Annotated in this window: 13 protein-coding genes; 5 read left to right on the top strand and 8 right to left on the bottom strand. The window is 73.5% G+C overall.

Features of this window, described 5'->3' with window-relative positions:
* Nucleotides 1-7 precede the first annotated feature (7 nt).
* Nucleotides 8-1030, top strand: a complete 1023-nt coding sequence (locus AB0M80_RS17090; protein ID WP_364565140.1) for an acyl-CoA dehydrogenase family protein — start codon at nt 8-10, stop codon at nt 1028-1030.
* 52 nt (nt 1031-1082) lie between these two features.
* On the opposite strand, the gene AB0M80_RS17095 is transcribed toward AB0M80_RS17090, so the two are convergent.
* The 4 genes from AB0M80_RS17095 to AB0M80_RS17110 form a co-directional block, all read right to left on the bottom strand.
* Nucleotides 1083-2219, bottom strand: a complete 1137-nt coding sequence (locus AB0M80_RS17095) for a serine hydrolase domain-containing protein (RefSeq protein WP_364565143.1) — start codon at nt 2217-2219, stop codon at nt 1083-1085.
* 2 nt (nt 2220-2221) lie between these two features.
* Nucleotides 2222-4903, bottom strand: a complete 2682-nt coding sequence (locus AB0M80_RS17100) for a GNAT family N-acetyltransferase (RefSeq protein WP_364565146.1) — start codon at nt 4901-4903, stop codon at nt 2222-2224.
* Between the two features lie 2 nt (nt 4904-4905).
* Nucleotides 4906-6075, bottom strand: coding sequence for an acetoin utilization protein AcuC (locus AB0M80_RS17105; protein ID WP_364565149.1), 1170 nt, complete (start codon nt 6073-6075; stop codon nt 4906-4908).
* A gap of 433 nt (nt 6076-6508) precedes the next feature.
* Nucleotides 6509-7357, bottom strand: coding sequence for a sulfurtransferase (locus tag AB0M80_RS17110; protein WP_364565152.1), 849 nt, complete (start codon nt 7355-7357; stop codon nt 6509-6511).
* 113 nt (nt 7358-7470) lie between these two features.
* Between AB0M80_RS17110 and AB0M80_RS17115 the strand changes: the two genes are divergently transcribed.
* From AB0M80_RS17115 to galE, 3 genes are all read left to right on the top strand, one after another.
* Nucleotides 7471-8187, top strand: a complete 717-nt coding sequence (locus AB0M80_RS17115; RefSeq protein ID WP_091307717.1) for a metal-dependent transcriptional regulator — start codon at nt 7471-7473, stop codon at nt 8185-8187.
* On the top strand, nt 8184-9368 hold the full coding sequence (galK, locus tag AB0M80_RS17120; RefSeq protein WP_364565155.1) for a galactokinase: 1185 nt from the start codon (nt 8184-8186) through the stop codon (nt 9366-9368). Before AB0M80_RS17115 ends, galK begins: the two co-directional genes overlap by 4 nt.
* 156 nt (nt 9369-9524) lie before the next feature.
* Nucleotides 9525-10505 (top strand): UDP-glucose 4-epimerase GalE, encoded by a 981-nt coding sequence (gene galE, locus AB0M80_RS17125; protein ID WP_364565157.1) that lies wholly within the window; start codon nt 9525-9527, stop codon nt 10503-10505.
* A 65-nt stretch (nt 10506-10570) separates the two neighbouring features.
* Here the strand turns inward: galE and AB0M80_RS17130 are convergent, their stop codons facing one another.
* From AB0M80_RS17130 to AB0M80_RS17145, 4 genes are all read right to left on the bottom strand, one after another.
* Nucleotides 10571-11638 (bottom strand): DUF4192 domain-containing protein, encoded by a 1068-nt coding sequence (locus AB0M80_RS17130; RefSeq protein WP_364565159.1) that lies wholly within the window; start codon nt 11636-11638, stop codon nt 10571-10573.
* Nucleotides 11639-11796: 158 nt separating this feature from the next.
* The gene (locus AB0M80_RS17135; RefSeq protein WP_364565162.1) at nt 11797-12651 is read right to left on the bottom strand and encodes a M23 family metallopeptidase; all 855 of its coding nucleotides are present in this window, start codon (nt 12649-12651) and stop codon (nt 11797-11799) included.
* Nucleotides 12652-12953: 302 nt separating this feature from the next.
* A complete protein-coding gene (locus AB0M80_RS17140) occupies nt 12954-14351 on the bottom strand; it encodes an FAD-binding oxidoreductase (protein WP_364565165.1) in 1398 nt (465 codons plus the stop codon).
* Nucleotides 14352-14461: 110 nt separating this feature from the next.
* Nucleotides 14462-16261 carry a Xaa-Pro dipeptidyl-peptidase gene (locus AB0M80_RS17145; protein ID WP_364565168.1) on the bottom strand — a complete coding sequence of 600 codons (1800 nt, stop codon included), beginning with the start codon at nt 16259-16261 and terminating at the stop codon, nt 14462-14464.
* 84 nt (nt 16262-16345) lie between these two features.
* Between AB0M80_RS17145 and AB0M80_RS17150 the strand changes: the two genes are divergently transcribed.
* Nucleotides 16346-17899 (top strand): DUF4139 domain-containing protein, encoded by a 1554-nt coding sequence (locus AB0M80_RS17150; RefSeq protein ID WP_364565171.1) that lies wholly within the window; start codon nt 16346-16348, stop codon nt 17897-17899.
* Nucleotides 17900-17930: the final 31 nt, after the last annotated feature.

Below are 17930 nucleotides of genomic sequence, written 5' to 3' on the forward strand. Positions count from 1 at the left end.
AGCACCCGTGGACTTCACCCCTTCCGAAGCGTCGGCCGACCTCGGCGCGCTGACCCGGCGGCTGCTCGCCGACAAGGCCACCCACGACCCGCACGGCACCGGCGGCTTCGACGCGGTCTCGTGGACAGCGCTCGGCCAGGCGGGCGTGCTGGACGCGGGCCTGCCGTCGTCGCTCGGCGGCGGCGGGTTCGGGCTGCTGGAGCAGTGCGCGGTGCTGACCGAGATCGGCCGCGCGGTGGCGGCGGTCCCCTACCTGCCGTCGATCACGATGGCGGCGTCGGCGCTGGCCGAGTTCGGCACCCCCGAACTGGTGGACCGCTGGGCGCTGCCGGTGCTGCGCGGCGAGCGGGTCCTGGCCGTGGCGCTCGGCGGGTTCACCGCTGCGGACGGCCGGGTGTCCGGTTCGCGGTCGGCGGTGGCGTTCGGGGCGTTCGCGCACGGGTTCCTGGTCGCCGCTTCCGGAGAGGTGTTCCTGGTGGACGCGGCGGCTCCGGGCGTCATGGTGCGGCCGCAGCAAACAGTCGACCACGCGGACGCGTGCCTGCTGGAACTGACCGCCGTGCCCGGGGTTTCGCTCGGCGACATCGGGGAGTGGCTGCGCCTGCGCGGGACGGTCGGCGTGTGCGCGCAGCAGCTCGGCGTGGTCGAGCGGGCGCTGGAGCTGACGGCGGCGTACGCGGCCGAGCGCAAGCAGTTCGACCACGTCATCGGCGGGTTCCAGGCGGTCCGCCAGCGCCTGGCGGACGCGTACGTGGACGTCGAGGCGGTCCGCCTGACGGCGCAGCAGGCCGCGTGGCAGCTGACCTCCGGCGTCCCGGCCGCCGCAGCGGTGGCGACGGCGAAGTTCTGGGCGGCGGAAGCGGGCCACCGGGTGGCCCACACGGCGGTGCACGTCCACGGCGGCGTCGGCATCGACGTCGACCACGTCGTGCACCGCTACTTCACGGCGGCGAAGCGCCTGGAGTTCGAGCTCGGCCCGGCCACTCCGCAACTGCTGACCCTGGGCGACCTCCTCGCCGGCACCCCCTAGCCCAAGTCCGTGAATGCCACCTTGAGGGACCTGACGTCCGTGAAGGTGGCATTCACGGCTTGGCCGCGTAGGTCCAGAACTCCCGCATCAGCGGGGTGGGCTCGGGGCTGATCAGCTCGACCTGGGTCAGCAGCACCGAGATCGTGCCCGTCGCCGGGACCAGGTGCAGGGCCGTCCCCGCGCCGCCGACCCAGCCGAAGCGGCCCGGGACCTCCCACGGCTCCTTCGGGTCGACGTCGACCGAACCGCCGAACCCCCAGCCCTGGCCGTGCAGGAACAGGCGCGCGGACTCCCGCTGGGCCGGCGTCAGGTGGTCGGTGGTCATCCGGTGCACCGACTCCGGCGTCAGCAGCCGGTGGCCGCCTGCCGTGCCCTCGTCCCGCAGGAACCGCGCGAACGCCAGCAGGTCGTCGACGGTCGAAACCAGGCCCGCCGCGCCGGAGGGGAACGCCGGCGGGCTGCTCCACCGCCCCTCCGGCGAGTCGATCAGCCGGAGTCCTTCCTCACCGCGGCGGTACGCGCTGGTGAGCCGCCCCAGCGCGGCGGTCGGCACGGAGAACCCGGTGTCGGCCATGCCCAGCGGCTCGAACAACCGCTCCGCCAGGAAGTCCGGCAGCGGACGGCCGGAGGCCCGCGCGATCAGCACGCCCTGGAGGTCCGAGCCGGTGTCGTAGAGCCACGCCTCCCCCGGCTGGTGCAGCAGCGGCACCTGCGCCAGGGCCGCCAGCCACTGGTCCCGCGGCAGGCCCCGCGGCGACGCGGCGGGATGGCCGACCACCTGGAGCAGCAGCTCGACCGCGGGCAGGGTCATGTCGGCGGCGAGACCGTACCCGCAGCGGAAGGTGAGCAGGTCGGCCACCGTGATCGGGCGGACGGCCGGCACCACGTCGTCGACCGGGCCCGCCGGCGTCCGGACGACCACCGGCGACGCCAGCTCCGGCAGCCACCGCGCCACCGGGTCGTCCAGCGCCAGCTCGCCGTCGTCGACGAGCAGCAGGACCGCCGCGGCCACGATCGGCTTCGTGAGCGACGCGATGCGGAACAGCGAGTCCCGCGCCATCGGCACGATGCCCTCGGCGTCGGCCGAGCCGGCCGCCGCGGCTTCGACCTGGTCGCCGTGCGCCACGAGCGCCACCGCGCCCGGCAGGTCGCCGGTGTGCCGGGTCAGCAGCTCGGTCAGCGAGGCCATGCTCAGTCCTGGGGGTTGATCGCGCGCAGCCGGCGCGGGCCGGTGTCGGGCCGGGACGGCGGCGGCCCCAGCACCAGGCGGGCGTTGGCGACGAAGGCGCCGTCCGGCGACGCCAGGATCGGGTCGAGCACCAGCGACCGCACCTCCGGGTTGTCCTCCGCCAATGCGGCCACGCGCAGCACCATGTCCTGCAGCGCGGCGAGGTCGGCGGGCTCGTCGCCGCGGTAGCCGGTGAGCAGCGGCGCCGTCCGCGGCTCGCGCAGCAGGGTCGCGGCGTCGACGTCGGTGAGCGGCACGGCCCGGTAGGCGCGGTCCCCGAGCAGCGTGCTGACCAGCCCGGACAGCCCGAACGACACGAGCGTGCCGAACGAGGGATCGTCCTGCAGCCCGATCACGCACGACAAGCCCTTCGGGGCCATCCGCTGGACGTACACGTCGTCGTCGTGGGAGATCTCCCGCAGCGTCGAGTAGGCGGTGCGCACCGAGTCTTCGGAGGACAGGTCGAGCCGCACGCCGGCCAGGTCGGGCCGGCCGCGCAGCCGCTCGTCGACCGCCTTGAGCGCTACCGGGTAGCCCAGCTCACCCGCCGCCGCGACCGCTTCGTCCCCAGTGGACACAATGCGGAAGGGCACCACGTCGATGCCGTAGCAATCCAGCAACCGCACGACTTCGGCATCCGAGAGCAGGGTCGTCTTGCCGCCGTCGGCCTCCAGGACTTCGCGCACGATCCCCTGCGCCTGCTCGGTGTGGATCCCCTGCGGCCGCGCCAGCGTGCCTTGCGGGCGTTGCCGCCACGCCGCGTACCGCACGACCCGGGCGAGGGCGTTCACCGCGCGTTCGGGGCTCGGGTACGACGGGATCGACCCCCGCGTCGGCACGCCATCGCCGGAGAAGACGGCGAGTTCGTCCGGGACGCCTTCGGCGGCGAGGAACGTCGAGACGATCGGCTTGCGCTGCCCCAGTTCGACGACGGTCTCCCGCAGGGCGCGCGCGTACGCGGTGCCGGGGATCGCCACCGGCGGCGCGAACACGACGACCAGCGCGTCGGTGTCCGGCGAGGTGAGCGCCTCGCGGACCGCCTTGGCGAACTCTTCCGGCGGGGCCTGCGGGCCGACGTCCACCGGGTCCGACGCCAGCCGCAGGCCCTGCATCCGCGCGGTGTCGGCGGCCAGCAGCCCGATCGCGCTGGAGTTGCCGACGATGCCGACCCGCGGGCCGGCGGGCAGCGGCTGGTGGGCGAAGACGAGCGCGGTGTCGAACAGCTGCGCCAGCGACTCCACCCGCACGACGCCGGCGTGCTCGAACAGCGCCTGCACGCTGGCCTCGTCGATCTCCGTCGACGTCGCCGCCAGCTGCGGCCGGACCGCGTGCCGCCCCGACTTCACCGCGACGATCGGCTTCGTCCGGGCGAGCCGCCTGGCCAGCCGCGCGAACTTGCGCGGGTTGCCGAAGGACTCGAGGTACAGCAGCACCAGATCGGTGTCCGGGTCGGTCTCCCAGTACTGGAGCAGGTCGTTGCCGGACACGTCGGCGCGGTTGCCGGCCGAGACGAACGTCGACAGGCCGAGGCCGCGCGCCTCGGCGTCGGCCAGGATCGCGGTGCCCAGCGCGCCGGACTGGCAGAAGAAGCCGGTGCGCCCGCGGCCGGGCAGCCGCGGCGCGAGCGTGGCGTTCAGGCGGATCCCGGGCGCGGTGTTCAGCACGCCGAGCGCGTTCGGGCCGACCACGCGCATGCCGTGCGCCCGTGCCTCCCCGACCAGCCGCAGCTCGGCGTGCAGGCCGTACAGGCCCGACTCGGCGAAGCCGCCGGAGACGATCAGCAGCGTCTTGACGCCCTTCGCCAGGCAAGCGTCCAAAACGGACTCGACGGCTTCGGCGGGCACCGCGACCAGAGCGAGGTCCACCGGGTCCGGGATGTCCAGTACGGACGGGTACGCGCGGACACCGCGGACCGAGTGGTGCTCCGGGTTGACCGGGTAGACGGTGCCGGTGAACGCGGCGGCCAGCAGGTTCACGAAGACGACGTGGCCGACCTTGCCCGGTTCGGTGGACGCGCCGATCACCGCGACCGAGGACGGGTGCAGGAGGTTGTGCACGCTGCGCGCTTCGGCCGCCTGCTCGCGCGAGCGCGCCACGGCGAGGGACTCCTCGGTGGGGTCGATGTCGAACTCGAGGTGCAGCACGCCTTCCTCGATCTCGCGGCTGACCTGGTACCCGGCGTCGCGGAACACCCGCACCATGGCGGCGTTCTCGGCGAGCACCTCGGCGACGAACCGGCGCAGCCCGCACTCCGACGCGGCCGCCGCGAGGTGTTCGAGCAGGATCGAGCCGAGCCCGCGGCCCTGGTGGGCGTCGCTGACGACGAAGGCGACCTCCGCCGACGGCCCGTGGTCGAGCCGTTCGTACCGGCCGACGGCCACGATGTCGTGGCCCAGGAACGCGGCGAACGCGACCCGGTCGTGGTGGTCAACCGTGGAGAACCGCTTCAGGTCCTTCTCCGGGATCCGCGGGTAGGCGCCGAAGTAGCGGAAGTAGCGGGTGCGCTCGGAGAGCTTCGCGTGGAAGGCGACGAGGCCGTCGGCGTCGGTGGGCACGATCGGCCGCAGGTGGACGGTGCCGCCGTCGGACAGCACGACGTCGGCCTCCCAGTCGCGGGGGTAGTCGAAGGGATCCCGTCCGGCCATGGTCAGTCCCTCGGGTCGTCCGGGTCGAGGCCGTGCAGGGGGAAGACGGCGCGGCGCGTGTCCCGGACGGCGACGTCGACCGGGTCGTCCTCGCCGTCGCCCCACGGCTTGAACTCCGTGTCGCGGTCGTCGGTCATCGCGCGCGGCAGCTCGGCGTGCGGGGCGGCCTTGGCGACGGTGGCGACCCAGCCGGGCGGCAGCGGCGTCGCCGGGTCGACGTCCCGGTCGAGGACGGTGGCGATCAGGTGCGTCCAGGATCGCGGAACCACCCGGATCAGCTGGTAGCCCCCGCCGCCGACGGCGATCCACTTGCCACCGGCGTAGGTCTCGGCGAGGTCGCGCAGGGTGGTGTAGATGGCGCGGTGCCCGTCGACCGACAGCGACAGGTCAGCCAGGGGGTCTTCTTCGTGGGAGTCGACGCCGCACTGGGTGAACAGCAGCTGCGGTTCGAAGTCGGCGAGCAGCGAGGGGACGACGGCGTTGAAGGCGCGCAGCCAGCCGGGGTCCCGGGTGCGCGGCGGGAGCGGGACGTTGACCGCGGTGCCGTCGGCCTTCCCGCGGCCGGTCTCGGCGGAGTAGCCGGTGCCGGGCCAGAGCGTGAAGGGGTGCTGGTGCATCGAGATGGTGAGGACGCGCGGGTCGTCGTAGAAGGCGGCCTGGACACCGTCGCCGTGGTGGACGTCGGTGTCGATGTAGGCGATGCGGTCGAAGCCGTGGTCGAGCAGCCACGAGATGGCGACGGCGCAGTCGTTGTAGACGCAGAAGCCGGCCGCCTGGTCGCGCATGGCGTGGTGCAGGCCACCGGCGATGTTGACGGCCCGGGTGGCCGCACCCTCGGCGATCTTGCGGGCGGCGAGCAGCGTCGACCCGACGACGAGGGCGGAGGCGTCGTGCATGTCGGAGAAGACGGGGTTGTCGGCGGTCCCCAGCCCGTGCCCGACCTCCCACCCGACGAGCGGCGCCTCCCGCACGGCGGCGAGGTATTCGGGGGCGTGGACCCGCAGCAGCTCTTCGTCCCCGGCAGCGGTCGGGACGAGCAGTTCGACGTCCTGGAGCACGCCGAGCTCGCCGGCCAGCCGGACGGTGAGCTCCAGCCGGACGGGGTTGAACGGGTGGTCCCCACCCAGGTCATAGCCCAGCAGGGCACGGTCCCAAACAACGGCCGGCGACATACCGTCCGACTGTAGTGCCGATCGCGCGGATCCGTGGACTGGAAACGGCGCGGGAATGCTCCGCCCGGCGCGGACCGGCACCGGTTCGGCGGGGGTGGTTCAGCCGGGAGTGGACGTGGCGCCGCCGGCCGGGTGGCCGACCAGGTGCGACCAGGTGGGGGTGCCGGCGGCTGAACGCGCGGGTGGGGTCCCGGCGGCCGATCGCCGGGGTCGGGGTCCCAACGGCCGGACGCGGGCGGGGTCACGGTGGCCGGTCGCCGAGGTCGGGTGCCGGCGGCCGGACTCGCGGGCGGAATCCCGACGGCCGATCGCCGGGGTGGAGTGCCGGCGGCCGGACTGGCGGGGGGGTCCCGGCCGATCGCCGGGGTGGGTGCCGGCGGCCGGACTCGCGGGTGGGCGCCGCCGCATCCCAGGCGGCCACGGCGGGCTTGGCTCAGCCGGGGAGGGTGCCCGTCGCCGCCGGGCGGTTCGGGTCTCGGGACCAGTGGGACCACGAGCCCGCGTACAGTCCCGCGCCCGGGTGGCCCGCCAGCTCCAGCGCCAGCACCACCGAACTCGCCGTGACCCCTGAGCCGCAGTACGCGCCGACCGGCTCGGCCGGGCGCAGGCCCAGGTCCGCGAACCTCGCCGCCAGCTGCTCGGGTGCGCGCCAGCGGCCCTCGTCGTCCGTGTGGGCCGCGAACGGGGCGTTGACCGCGCCCGGGATGTGACCCGCGCGCGGGTCGATCGGCTCCGTCTCGCCCGCGTAGCGCGGAGTCGCCCGGGCGTCGAGCAGCAGACCGTCGCGGGCCAGGGCCGCCGCTTCGTCCGCGTCCAGCACCGGCATGCCGCCCGGGCGGACCGTGATGTCCCCCGGTTCCGGCCGCGCCGGCTCGGTGCTGACCGGGTGGCCCTCCGCGGTCCACGCCGCGTAACCGCCGTCGAGGACCGCGACCTCGTCGTGGCCCGCCCAGCGCAGCAGCCACCACGCCCGCGCCGCCACCGAACCGTCGGCGTCGTCGTAGGCCACCACCGGTGCGCCCGCCCGGACGCCGGCCGCGCGCAGGTCGCGCTGCAGGTCAGCGGGGTCGGGCAGCGGGTGCCTGCCGCCCTCGCCCGGCTCGCCGGCGAGCACGCGGTCGAGGTCGGCGAACACCGCGCCGGGCACGTGCCCCTCCCGGTAGGACTCGGCGCCGGGCGGGCCGGCGAGCCGCCAGCGGACGTCGAGGACCACGGGCCGGGCCGCGCCGTCGGCGCCGGTCAGCGCGGCGGCGAGTTCGGTGGTGCTGATCAGCGGACGCATGCCTCCCATCTTCCAGCGGCCGCCCGCGCGGCCGCGCCGGGGTGCGGACATATCCCCCACCGGCGAGTTGTTACGCCCGAGGCCCGCCGCCACTGCCGGGGTCAACGACTACGATGAGCAACGCGGACGAAGGGGACAGCGTGAACGATCTCATCGACACCACCGAGATGTACTTGCGTACCATCTACGAGCTCGAAGAAGAAGGTGTCGTTCCGCTGCGTGCCCGCATCGCCGAGCGCCTGCAGCAGAGCGGCCCGACCGTGAGCCAGACCGTCGCCAGGATGGAGCGTGACGGGCTGGTCGTGGTCGCCGACGACCGGCACCTCCAGCTGACCGACCACGGCCGCGAACTGGCCATCGCCGTGATGCGCAAGCACCGGCTGGCCGAGCGCCTCCTCGTCGACGTGATCGGGCTCGAGTGGGAGCACGTGCACAACGAGGCGTGCCGGTGGGAGCACGTGATGAGCGAGGCCGTCGAGCGCAAGCTGGTCAAGCTGCTCGACCACCCGACCACCTCCCCGTACGGCAACCCGATCCCCGGCCTGGACAAGCTGGGCGACGGCGACCCCGCGCCGCCCGCGGAGGCCGACCTGGTCCGGCTCGACGAGTTCGCCCGCACCGGGGGCGGCCGCGTCGAGATCCGGCGCATCGCCGAGCACGTCCAGCTGGACGAGTCGCTGATGACCGAGCTCAAGTCCGTCGGCATCGTGCCGGGCGGCACGGTCACCGTCGGCAAGGCCAACGGCGCCACCATCGAGGTCACCGGCGGGGACACCACCGCCCAGGTCGCCAGCTCCGCGCTGCACGCCGTCCTGGCGCAGGCCCGATGAGCCCCGCTTCGGACGCCGTGGCGGCGTTCCGCACGGTCCACGGCACCGCGCCGGCCGGCGTCTGGTCGGCGCCCGGCCGCGTCAACCTGATCGGCGAGCACACCGACTACAACGACGGCTTCGTGCTGCCGTTCGCCCTGCCGCACCGGCTGGCCGCGGCGGCGTCGCCCCGCGAGGACGGCGTCCTGTCCGTGGCCACCCTGGGCGACGACGGCCAGCTCCAGCGCTCCGGCGAGCTCAAGATCGCCGACCTGGCGCCGGGCAGCGTCGACGGGTGGGCCGCGTACCCGGCGGGGGTCGCCTGGGTGCTGCGCGACCAGGGCTTCACGAGCGGGGCCGACCTGGTCGTCGCCGGGGACGTGCCGTCGGGGGCGGGCCTGTCCTCCTCCCACGCGCTCGAGTGCGCGGTGTCGCTGGCCTTGCTGGGGCTGGCCGGCCTGGAGCTGGACGGCAGCCGCACCGACGTCCCGACGCGGCCCCAGGTCGCGCGGTGGGTGCAGCGGTCGGAGAACGACTTCGTCGGCGCCCCCACCGGCCTGCTCGACCAGACGGCGTCCCTCTGCTGCACCGAGTCCCACGTGCTGTTCCTCGACGTGCGGTCGGGCGAGCAGGAGCAGGTGCCGTTCGGCCTCGCCGAGGCCGGGCTGCAGGTGCTGATCATGGACACCCGCACCAAGCACTCGCACGCCGAAGGCGGGTACGGCGAGCGCCGCCGCGGCACCGAACGGGCGGCCGAGCTGCTCGGGGTGAAGGCGCTGCGCGACGTCACCGTCGAGGGTCTCTCCGACGCCCTCGACCGGCTGCCGGACGACCTGGTGCCGCTGGTGCGGCACGTCGTCACCGAAAACCAGCGCGTGCTCGAGACGGTCGCGCTGCTGCGGGCCGGGCGGCTGGCCGACATCGGGCCGTACCTGGACGCCTCGCACGTCAGCATGCGCGACGACTACCGGATCTCCACGGCCGAACTGGACCTCGCGGTCGACTCCGCGCGCGAGGCCGGCGCCCTCGGGTCGCGGATGACCGGCGGCGGCTTCGGCGGCTCGGCGATCGCGCTGGTCCGCGACGCCGACCTGGAGCGGGTCAAGGCGGCCGTCGAGGCGGCGTACGAAAAGGCCGGTTACCGGCGGCCGCGGATGTTCACGGCGGTGCCCTCCCGCGGCGCCGGCCGCGACGAGCTCTGACGCCGCGCGGGTCCGCCCGGGGCAACCCCCGCGCGGACCCGCGCGTCGGCGAAGGGGAAGACTGAGACTTGGTCCGGTCAGCCCGTCTCGCCCGGGTGTCCTGCGTCGGGCCGGGCCGGAAAGCACAGTCACCACCCTCGGCAGAAAGGCCTGGATGTGTCGGAGCAGAGCAACGCCCTGAAGCTGGTCGTGACGGGCGGAGCCGGGTACGTCGGCAGTGTCTGCGCCGCCCGGCTGGTCGAAGCCGGGCACCAGGTCACCGTCGTCGACGACCTGTCCACCGGGCACGCCGACGCCGTCCACCCGGACGCGCGGTTCGTCGAGGGCGACGCCGCCGAGGTGGCGGGCAGCCTGCTGCGCGAGGGCTTCGACGGCGTGCTGCACTTCGCGGCCAAGTCGCTGGTCGGCGAATCGATGACGGACCCGGCGAAGTACTGGGAAGGCAACGTCGTCACCTCGCTGCGGCTCCTCGAGGCCATGCGCGAGCACGGCACGCCCCGGCTGGTGTTCTCCTCGACCGCGGCGACCTACGGCGAGCCGGAGCAGTCGCCGATCCCGGAGACGGCGCCGACCCGGCCGACCAACACCTACGGCGCCACGAAGCTCGCCATCGACGCCGCGATCACCAGTTTCGCCGGCGCGCACGGCCTGGCCGCGGTCAGCCTGCGCTACTTCAACGTCGCGGGCGCGTACGGCGCCTTCGGTGAGCGCCACACCACGGAAACCCATCTCATCCCTCTCGTTCTCCAGGTCGCCACGGGCGACCGTGACCGCATCCAGATCTTCGGCGACGACTACCCGACGCGGGACCACACCGCGGTCCGCGACTACATCCACGTCGTGGACCTCGCGGACGCGCACCTGCTGGCGCTGAAGCACGCCACCGCGGGCGAGCACCGCATCTACAACCTGGGCAACGGCACCGGGTTCTCCGTTCTCGAGGTGATCGAGGCCTGCCGCGAGGTCACCGGCCACGCGGTGCCGGCCGCGGTGGCCCCGCGCCGCGCGGGCGACCCGTCGGTGCTCGTGGCGGCCAGCGACCGGGCCCGCGAGGAGCTGGGCTGGAAGCCGGAACGCACCGACCTGACGGAGATCGTGCGGGACGCCTGGGAGTTCGCCCAGTCGCGCCGGGGCTGAACCCGCGCCACCTGCGGCCGGCGGGCCGAGGCCCTGCGCCCGAGCCCGCCGAGCCGCCCGCCGCCTCACACGGCCTGGCCCGCGTCGAAATCCACCGGGTCCAGGCCGAAACCGGAGAACTGGCCGGCCGCCGCGGCCAGGCCGCGCAGCACTTCTGGTGGCGTGCCTCGGTCCAAGACCCTCTTCAGCAGCGTGGCCAGCAAATGGCCCGGTGCCGCTTCCAGCGCGTTCTCCAGGGCCATGCCCGCGAAGGCGCCGTCGCCGCGCATGTACGCCGTGAAGCCCAGCAGGGCCGCCGCTTCCGCTCGTTCGGGGGGCGGGATCTCCCGAACCAGTGTCAGCCAGAGGTGCTCCGCTTCCCGTGCTGCCGCTGTCTCCGGCGGCACCGCCATCGCGAGGCACACGTCGCGGATCTCGGGCAGCTTCAGAGCGCTCGCCAGCATGACGGCTTCCTCGTCGGTCGGCGGTCCCTCGCCGCGCCGCCGGCGGTCGAACGCGTCGCGGATCACCGACGCCGCGTCGGAGACGCAGGTGGCGTCGGGCCACGGTGGGGACGGCAGCCGCGCCAGGCGGTCCGTGCGGCGGGCGAGTGCTTCCGGTGAACGCGGGGCGAGCAGCGCCTCGAGCTCCTCGCGGCTGTCGAACGCCACCGTGCCGCACTCGGTGGCGGCCGCCGCCAGCACCGTGGCCCGGGGATCCGGCAGCGAGCCGCAGCAGCTCACCTCGACGTAACACGCCCACGGTGCGCCCGCGGTGATGCCCGTCGTCCACAGGGCGTGCAGCACCGGGAGACCGAACTCCCCCAGCGCATCAGCCAGTTCATCGACGAAACCCCGGTGCGGCGGTGGGCTGCCGGATCTTCGCCGTCCGCCGACGATCACCAGCGTCACGCCGAGGTGCCGGCCCGCGGCGAAGCGCGGCGCGAGCGCCCGCGCTTGGCGGACCCGGTCTTCGCGGCGCGGCAGGTCGCCCCGCAGCACCAAGCCCGGTTCGTGGCCCGTGGGTGCCCGGTGGCCGACCAGCACGACCGACTTTGCGGGCCGGAACCCGATCAGGTACGGGAGCGCGGCCAGCAGCTGCGCGGGGTTTCGGAGGTCGGCCGGCGGCCGGCCGGGCGGGGTGGCAGTGGTCATGCCTCCACGGTGGGGCAGGACGGGGCCGGATGGGGCGGTGGCGGCAAATCTGTGGATCGGCGGAGCCGATGTGGACAAAACCCGCCCGGCGGGGGCCGGGCGGGGCATTCCTGTCGGTGGGGCGGGCTATGCTGCCCGGCCCCACCGGCCGGACAGGCTCAGCCGCAGTGCTCGAACCCGCTCTCGTAGGTGTTGGTGCCCACCGAACCGCCCCACTTCACGCAGGTCGAGTCGGCGGTCTTCTTGACCGGCCCGGCGTAGTAGGTGAAGCTGCCGGAATCGGTCGCCCGCGTCGCGCCCTGGACCTCGAGGAACGCCGAAACCTCGCTGGCCGTGCCGAGCGACGTGGCCTTCAGCGTGGTCACGCAGTTCGCCTTGGTGGCAGCGTTGTACAGCAGGTAGGCGGTGCCCGACGAGTTGGCCAGCGCCTGCTCGTCCACGACGGAGAAGCCGTCGCCGCAAACCTCTTCGGCGGAGTACGGGTTGCCGCCGCAGTTGTTCTTGCTCGTGAAGTTCGTGTGCGCGTAGTACGGCACCGCGACACCGTTCAGCTTGGCCTTCTGCACCGCGCCGTTGAGGATCTCCTCGAAGTGCAGGTGCGGCCCGGTGACGCCGCCGGTCGCGCCGGCCTTGCCGATCTCCCGGCCGCCGGCCACGGACGCGCCGACGGAGACTTCCTGCACCGACAGGTGCGCGTACCGGGTCTTCCAGCCGCCGCCGTGGTCGACCTCGATCCACTTGCCGTAGCTGGTGCTGCCCTTGTCCTCCACCCGCGTCACGGTGCCGGACGCCGCGGCGAGCACGGGCATGCCCGTGATGCCGGACTTCTGGAAGTCGACGGAGTATTCGGGGCTGTGGCCGCTGAAGGTCGCCGCGTCCACGGTGACCCCGCACTTGAACGGCACTTGGAAGTTCGGCGCGGCCGAGGCGGGTGCCTGGCCGGCGAGGGTGAGGCCGAGCGCGGGCAGCGCCGCGGCGGCGGCGAGCAGGGCGAGCCGTCGCAACCTGGACATGGGGAAACCTCCTGGCAAACGGGACAACTTGACGCCACGAAGCCAAGCCCGCGTCGGTACATTTTCCGTACAAGCACGCCTCGGAGGATCCGAAATGACGACGACCGGGCGGGCACCCGGGCACGGAGGTCATCGTGCTCGCCACCTACGCCGACGACGCAGCGCTGCCGGCCGCGCTGCTCGCGGAGCTCACGGATTCCTCACCGGCGACGCCGACGTCGAGTCCACAGTGGACGCACGCTGGCAGTGAGCGGGGCGACCGTGCAGACCCACGTGAACCAGCGCCGGCATCGCCGGCTGACTCACTTCGCGGGCGGAATGTTCGCGTTGTGGTGGAACACGTTCTGCGGGTCGTACTCCGCCTTGATCCGCGCGAGCCGCGCGTACTTCGCCGGGCCGTACGACGTCCGGACGCGGTCCTCTTCGTACTCGGCCATGAAGTTGACGTAACCCGCCGGATTGGACGAGAACGGCACCAGGGCGGCCCAGAACTCCCGCACCCACGCGCGGTCCGCGGCGAACGGCTCCGGTTCGGCCGCGATCGAGTCGATGTTGACCAGGATGCTCGGCCGACGCGGGCCGCCGAACGCCGTCGCGTCGGCGGCGACCTCGGTGAACGCCCCGCGCATCGAGAAGATCGGCATGATCGACATCGGCGACGTCTTGCGCGGCAGGAAGTCCGCGATCACGTCGATGACCTCGTCGGTGAACCCGTCGGCGTAGGTGGCTTTCTCGTAGCCGAGGATGCCCCACGGCGCCGCGCCGTCGAGCATCTGCTGCAGCTCGACGTACGGGATCGGCGAGACGAACTCGAACAGCGGTGCCGGCCCCGAGCGCGCCGCCCGGATCGCCTCGGCGTGCTGCTCCTCCCCCGCGAACCCGGCGATCAACAGGGCGTATCCGGGCCGGAAGTGGTAGGCCTCGGGGACGAACGGCGCGGGCGGCGCGTTCAGCCCGGCGACGAGCGCGCCCATCTCGCCGGGCAGGCTCTCGAGCACTTCGCGGGCTTGGCGCAGCGCGGCCACGCCGTCGTCGAGGTCCCAGAAGAACAGTCCCAGGTGGACGATCGGGCCCACGGGGTGCACCCGGAATTCGAACTCGGTGACGACCCCGAAGTTGCCGCCACCCCCGCGCAGCGCCCAGAACAGGTCGGCGTGCTCCGCGGCGGACGCGCGCAGGATCTCGCCGCCGGCGGTGACGACCTCGGCCGAAAGGAGGTTGTCGCACGACAGCCCGTGCTTGCCGGTGAGCCAGCCGAAGCCGCCGCCGAGGGTCAGCCCGCCGACGCCGGTGTGGCTGATCGTGCCACCCGGCACCGCGAGCGCGTGCTCCTGCGTGGCGGCGTCGAGCTGGGCCCAGGTCGCCCCGCCGCCGCAGCGCGCGGTCCGGCTCGCCGGGTCGACGCTGATCGCGTCGAGCGAGCTCAGGTCGATGACGAGGCCGCCGTCCACGACCGCGGCGCCGCCGTAGTTGTGCCCGCCGCCGCGCACCGAGACGTCGAGCCCGGCGTCCTGCGCGTACCCGAGCGCCGTCGCCACGTCCGCGGGCCCGGCGGGCCGCACGACGACGGCCGGGTAGCGGTCGATTTCCCCGTTCCAGACCGACCGGGCGACGTCGTAACCCGCTTCGCCGGCGGTGAGCACCGTTCCGGACAGCTGGGTGCGCAGGCGCGCCAAGGTGGGTTCGGCGGTCGAGGTCATGGCAGGTCCTCTCGCAGCGGGCTGAACTCCGGTAAGTCGTCCGGCCTGCGAAGGCCGTTACATTCCGTGATCATTGCCGCGGAGGGTGACCGCGCGGAGCGGCCCCGGCGTCAGCCGAACGCGGCTCGCAGCGCCGGCTTGCCGCCCGTGACCGGGAGCGTCACCGACGTCTTGGTCAGGTCGAGCGCCAGCCCCGCGCCCGGCCTGGGCCGCAGCGTGTAGTCGTGGTCGCTGGAGGCCAGCAGGAACTCCAGCCGGTGCCCCGCCGCGAGGATGTAGTCCTTCGGCATCAGTTCGACGCCGATCCGGTAGGTCTGCCCCGGCATGATCGGCTCCGTGCGGGCGGGTGACGTGCGGTTCTGCGGGTCGGTCCAGCCGCGGCTGATCACGTGGGACGTGCCGTCGGGGGCGCGGTCGAGCAGGATCGCCGAGACGTTCGCCGCGGGCCGGTCGAACGCCAGCGCCAGGTCCGCGCGGGCCGTGCCGGAGAGCCGCACCCGCTGCTTCGCCGGCGAAGTCGCGTACAACAACCGGTTGCCGGACGACGCGAGGCCGGCCAGCTGCTCGATCGTCTTGGTCGCGTCGTCGGCGAGCGTCTCGGCGGCCGCGGTGCCCGGCACCGGGTTGCGGGTGTCGATGGCGCCCTTCGAGCGGCCGCCGGGCCACGGGTACACGCGGACGTCCGCGGTGCCCGGCGCCGGCCAGTCGGCTTCGTCGGTCCACGACAGGTCTTCGCGCTGGATCGTCGCCTTCGGCTCGTTCTGGATGCCGTTGTCGATGCCGTAGAGGTAGTGCGACATCCACTTGTTCAGCGTCGCGAGCCAGACGTCGCGCCGCAGCGAGTACGGGTCCGCGTGCCCGGCCTGGTGCAGCCAGATCTTGTGCTCGACGCCGCGGGCCTTCAGCGCCTCGTACCAGGTCGCGACCTGCTCGGTCTTGACGTTCCAGTCGTTGAGGCCGTGCACCGCGAGCACCGACGCGTGCACCCGGCCGACGTCGTCGCGGTAGTTCCGGACGTCCCAGAACGGCGTGTAGTCGCCGGTGACGCGGTCCTGGTCGCGGACCAGCCCGTCGATCACCGGGCGGCAGATCCGCCGGTCTTCGCGGGTGTAGACGTATTCGGCGAGCACGTCGGCGTCCTCGCCCTGGAACCCGCCGGCCGCGACCACCGCGCCGTCGTGGCGGTAGTACTCGTACCAGCTGGAGATCGCGGCGATCGGCACGATCGTCTCGAGCCCTTCGACGCCGGTGCTCGCGACGGCGTTGGGCAGCGTCCCGTTGTAGGACACGCCCATCATGCCGGTCTTGCCGGTGCTCCAGTCCGCCTTCGCCGCCGCGCCCGCGGCGTCGCGCGCGGTCGTGCGGCCGCTGAGCCAGTCGACGACCGAACGGGCGCCGATCGTCTCGTTGACGTCACCGGTGGTCGGGCAGCCGGTCGAGAGCCCGGTGCCGAGCGACTCGCCGTAGACGACGGCGAACCCGCGCGCGGTGAAGTAGTCCTGGTAGCGCCAGGTGATCGGGGTGGCCGGGCCGACGCCGTGCGCGGCGACGCGCGGGCCTTCCGGGCCGCGGGCGTACCCGGGCGCGTACAGCTCGACGTCGACGTCGTGGTTCGCGACGTCGTTGCCGCCGGCGTAGTACGGGCTGGCCTGGTAGACGACGGGCACCTTCAAGCCCTGCTGGGTCGCGCGGGGACGCACGACCTGGGTGTGCACGAGGTCGTCGGTGCCGTCGTGGTCGCTGTCGACGGGCGCGGTGACCCAGACGTCCTCGCGGACGACGTCGGCCGGGTCGAACACCGGTTGCGCCTGGCCGCCGGTGAACACCGGCGCCGGCGGGGCGGCGGCTTCCGCGGTGACCGCGGTCAGCGGAAGGGCGAGCACGGCGGCGAGCAGGACTGCGGCTTTCACTCAAACCCCCAAGCCGGGCGAAGCGGACGACTGAAGACACTTCCGCTCCGGCCGCGGGGGTGTCAAGAGACTAACGTCGGAGGCATGCCGACCGTGGAAGCGCCGATCGCCGCCGTGACCGTCTACCCGCAGCAGGCGCGGATCACCCGCCGGGGCAAGGCCCCGCTCGACGGTGGGCCGCGCCTGACGTTCGCCGGGCTGCCACCGGCCCTCGACCCGGCCTCGGTGCGTGTCACCGGCACCGGGCCTGCGCTGATCACCGGCGTCGACGTGCGCACCGAGCGGCACGCTTCGCCGGCCGACGCGGCGTTGCGGGCGCTCGTCGAGCAGCGGCGCGCGGACCAAGCCACGCTCGACGGCGTCGTGGACGACGAAGCCGCCGAAACGATGAAGGTGGATCTGCTGACTTCGCTCGCGAAGCGCAGCGGCGGCAGCTTCGCGAAGGCGCTGGCCGCTGGAACCGCCGAACCTTCACGCGTCGCCGAGGTCACGGACGCGCTGAGTTCGCGGCTGGCTGCGGCGTTGAAGTCACGACGGGTGCTTTCGGACCGGATCACCCGGCTTCGGGAAGACCTCGCCGCACTCGACCGTCGGATCGAGGCGCACGGCGCGCGGTCCGAACAGGACAGTACGTCGGTGGTCGTGGAGCTGGAGATCACGGAACCGGCCGGGGAAGCCGAGCTGGAACTGTCCTATGTGGTCCCCGGGGCGAGCTGGGAGCCGGGCTACGACATCCGGGTGCGCGGCACCGAGGTCACCGTGGTGTCGTACGGACTGGTCAGCCAGTACACGGGCGAGGACTGGCCGGAGTGCGAGCTGGCGTTGTCGACGGCGCGGCCGGCGGTGTCGGTGGTCGTGCCGGAACTCCAGCCGTGGTACCTGGACCGCGTGCACCCGGTCCCGGCGGCCCCCGCGGCCGCGTACGGCGGATCGGGCGGCGGCATCCCCGAAGGCGCCAGGATGGCGCGGTTCGCGGCGGCTCCGGCGATGGCGCCGAAACTGGCGTCGGTCGAGCAAGGAACGACGGCGGTGACGTACCGGCCGTCGCGTCCGGTGGCGGTGCCTTCGGGAGCTTCCGGCCATCGGACCACGTTGGCGCAGCTTTCACTCACGGCTGACCTGGGTTACGTGACGGCGCCGGTGCTGGCGGAGGAGGCGTACTTGCGCGCCACGGTGGTCAACACCTCGGAGCACGCTCTGCGCCCCGGGCGGGCTTCGGTGTTCCACGACGCGGAGTTCGTCGGGACGACGGTGCTCGAACCGTGGGCCCCCGGGGAAGAGCTGGAGCTGGCCCTGGGCGTCGACGACCGCATCCGCGTCGAGCGGGAACTGGTCCGGCGCACGGCTTCGAAGGCGACGCTGTCCGGGCAGAAACGGCGTGAGGCGGAGTACCGGATTTCGGTCGGGAACCACGGGCCTCGGGAAGCGGTGGTGACGGTGCTCGACCAGGCGCCGGTTTCCCGGGACGACACGATCACGGTGCGGGAGGTGAAGACGTCGCCGGAGCCGGTGGAGACGTCCGCACTGGGCGAGTTCACTTGGAAGCTGACGCTGGCACCGGGTGAGACCGGCGTGGTGACGCTGTCGTACCGGGTGGATGTCGCGAAGGGCGTGGAACTGTCGGGCTGGCGGGAGTGACCGCAGCGCGGTCGCGCCGGCTCGCCCGGAG

The organism is Amycolatopsis sp. NPDC051045 (genome assembly GCF_040682955.1).
Lineage (GTDB): Bacteria > Actinomycetota > Actinomycetes > Mycobacteriales > Pseudonocardiaceae > Amycolatopsis.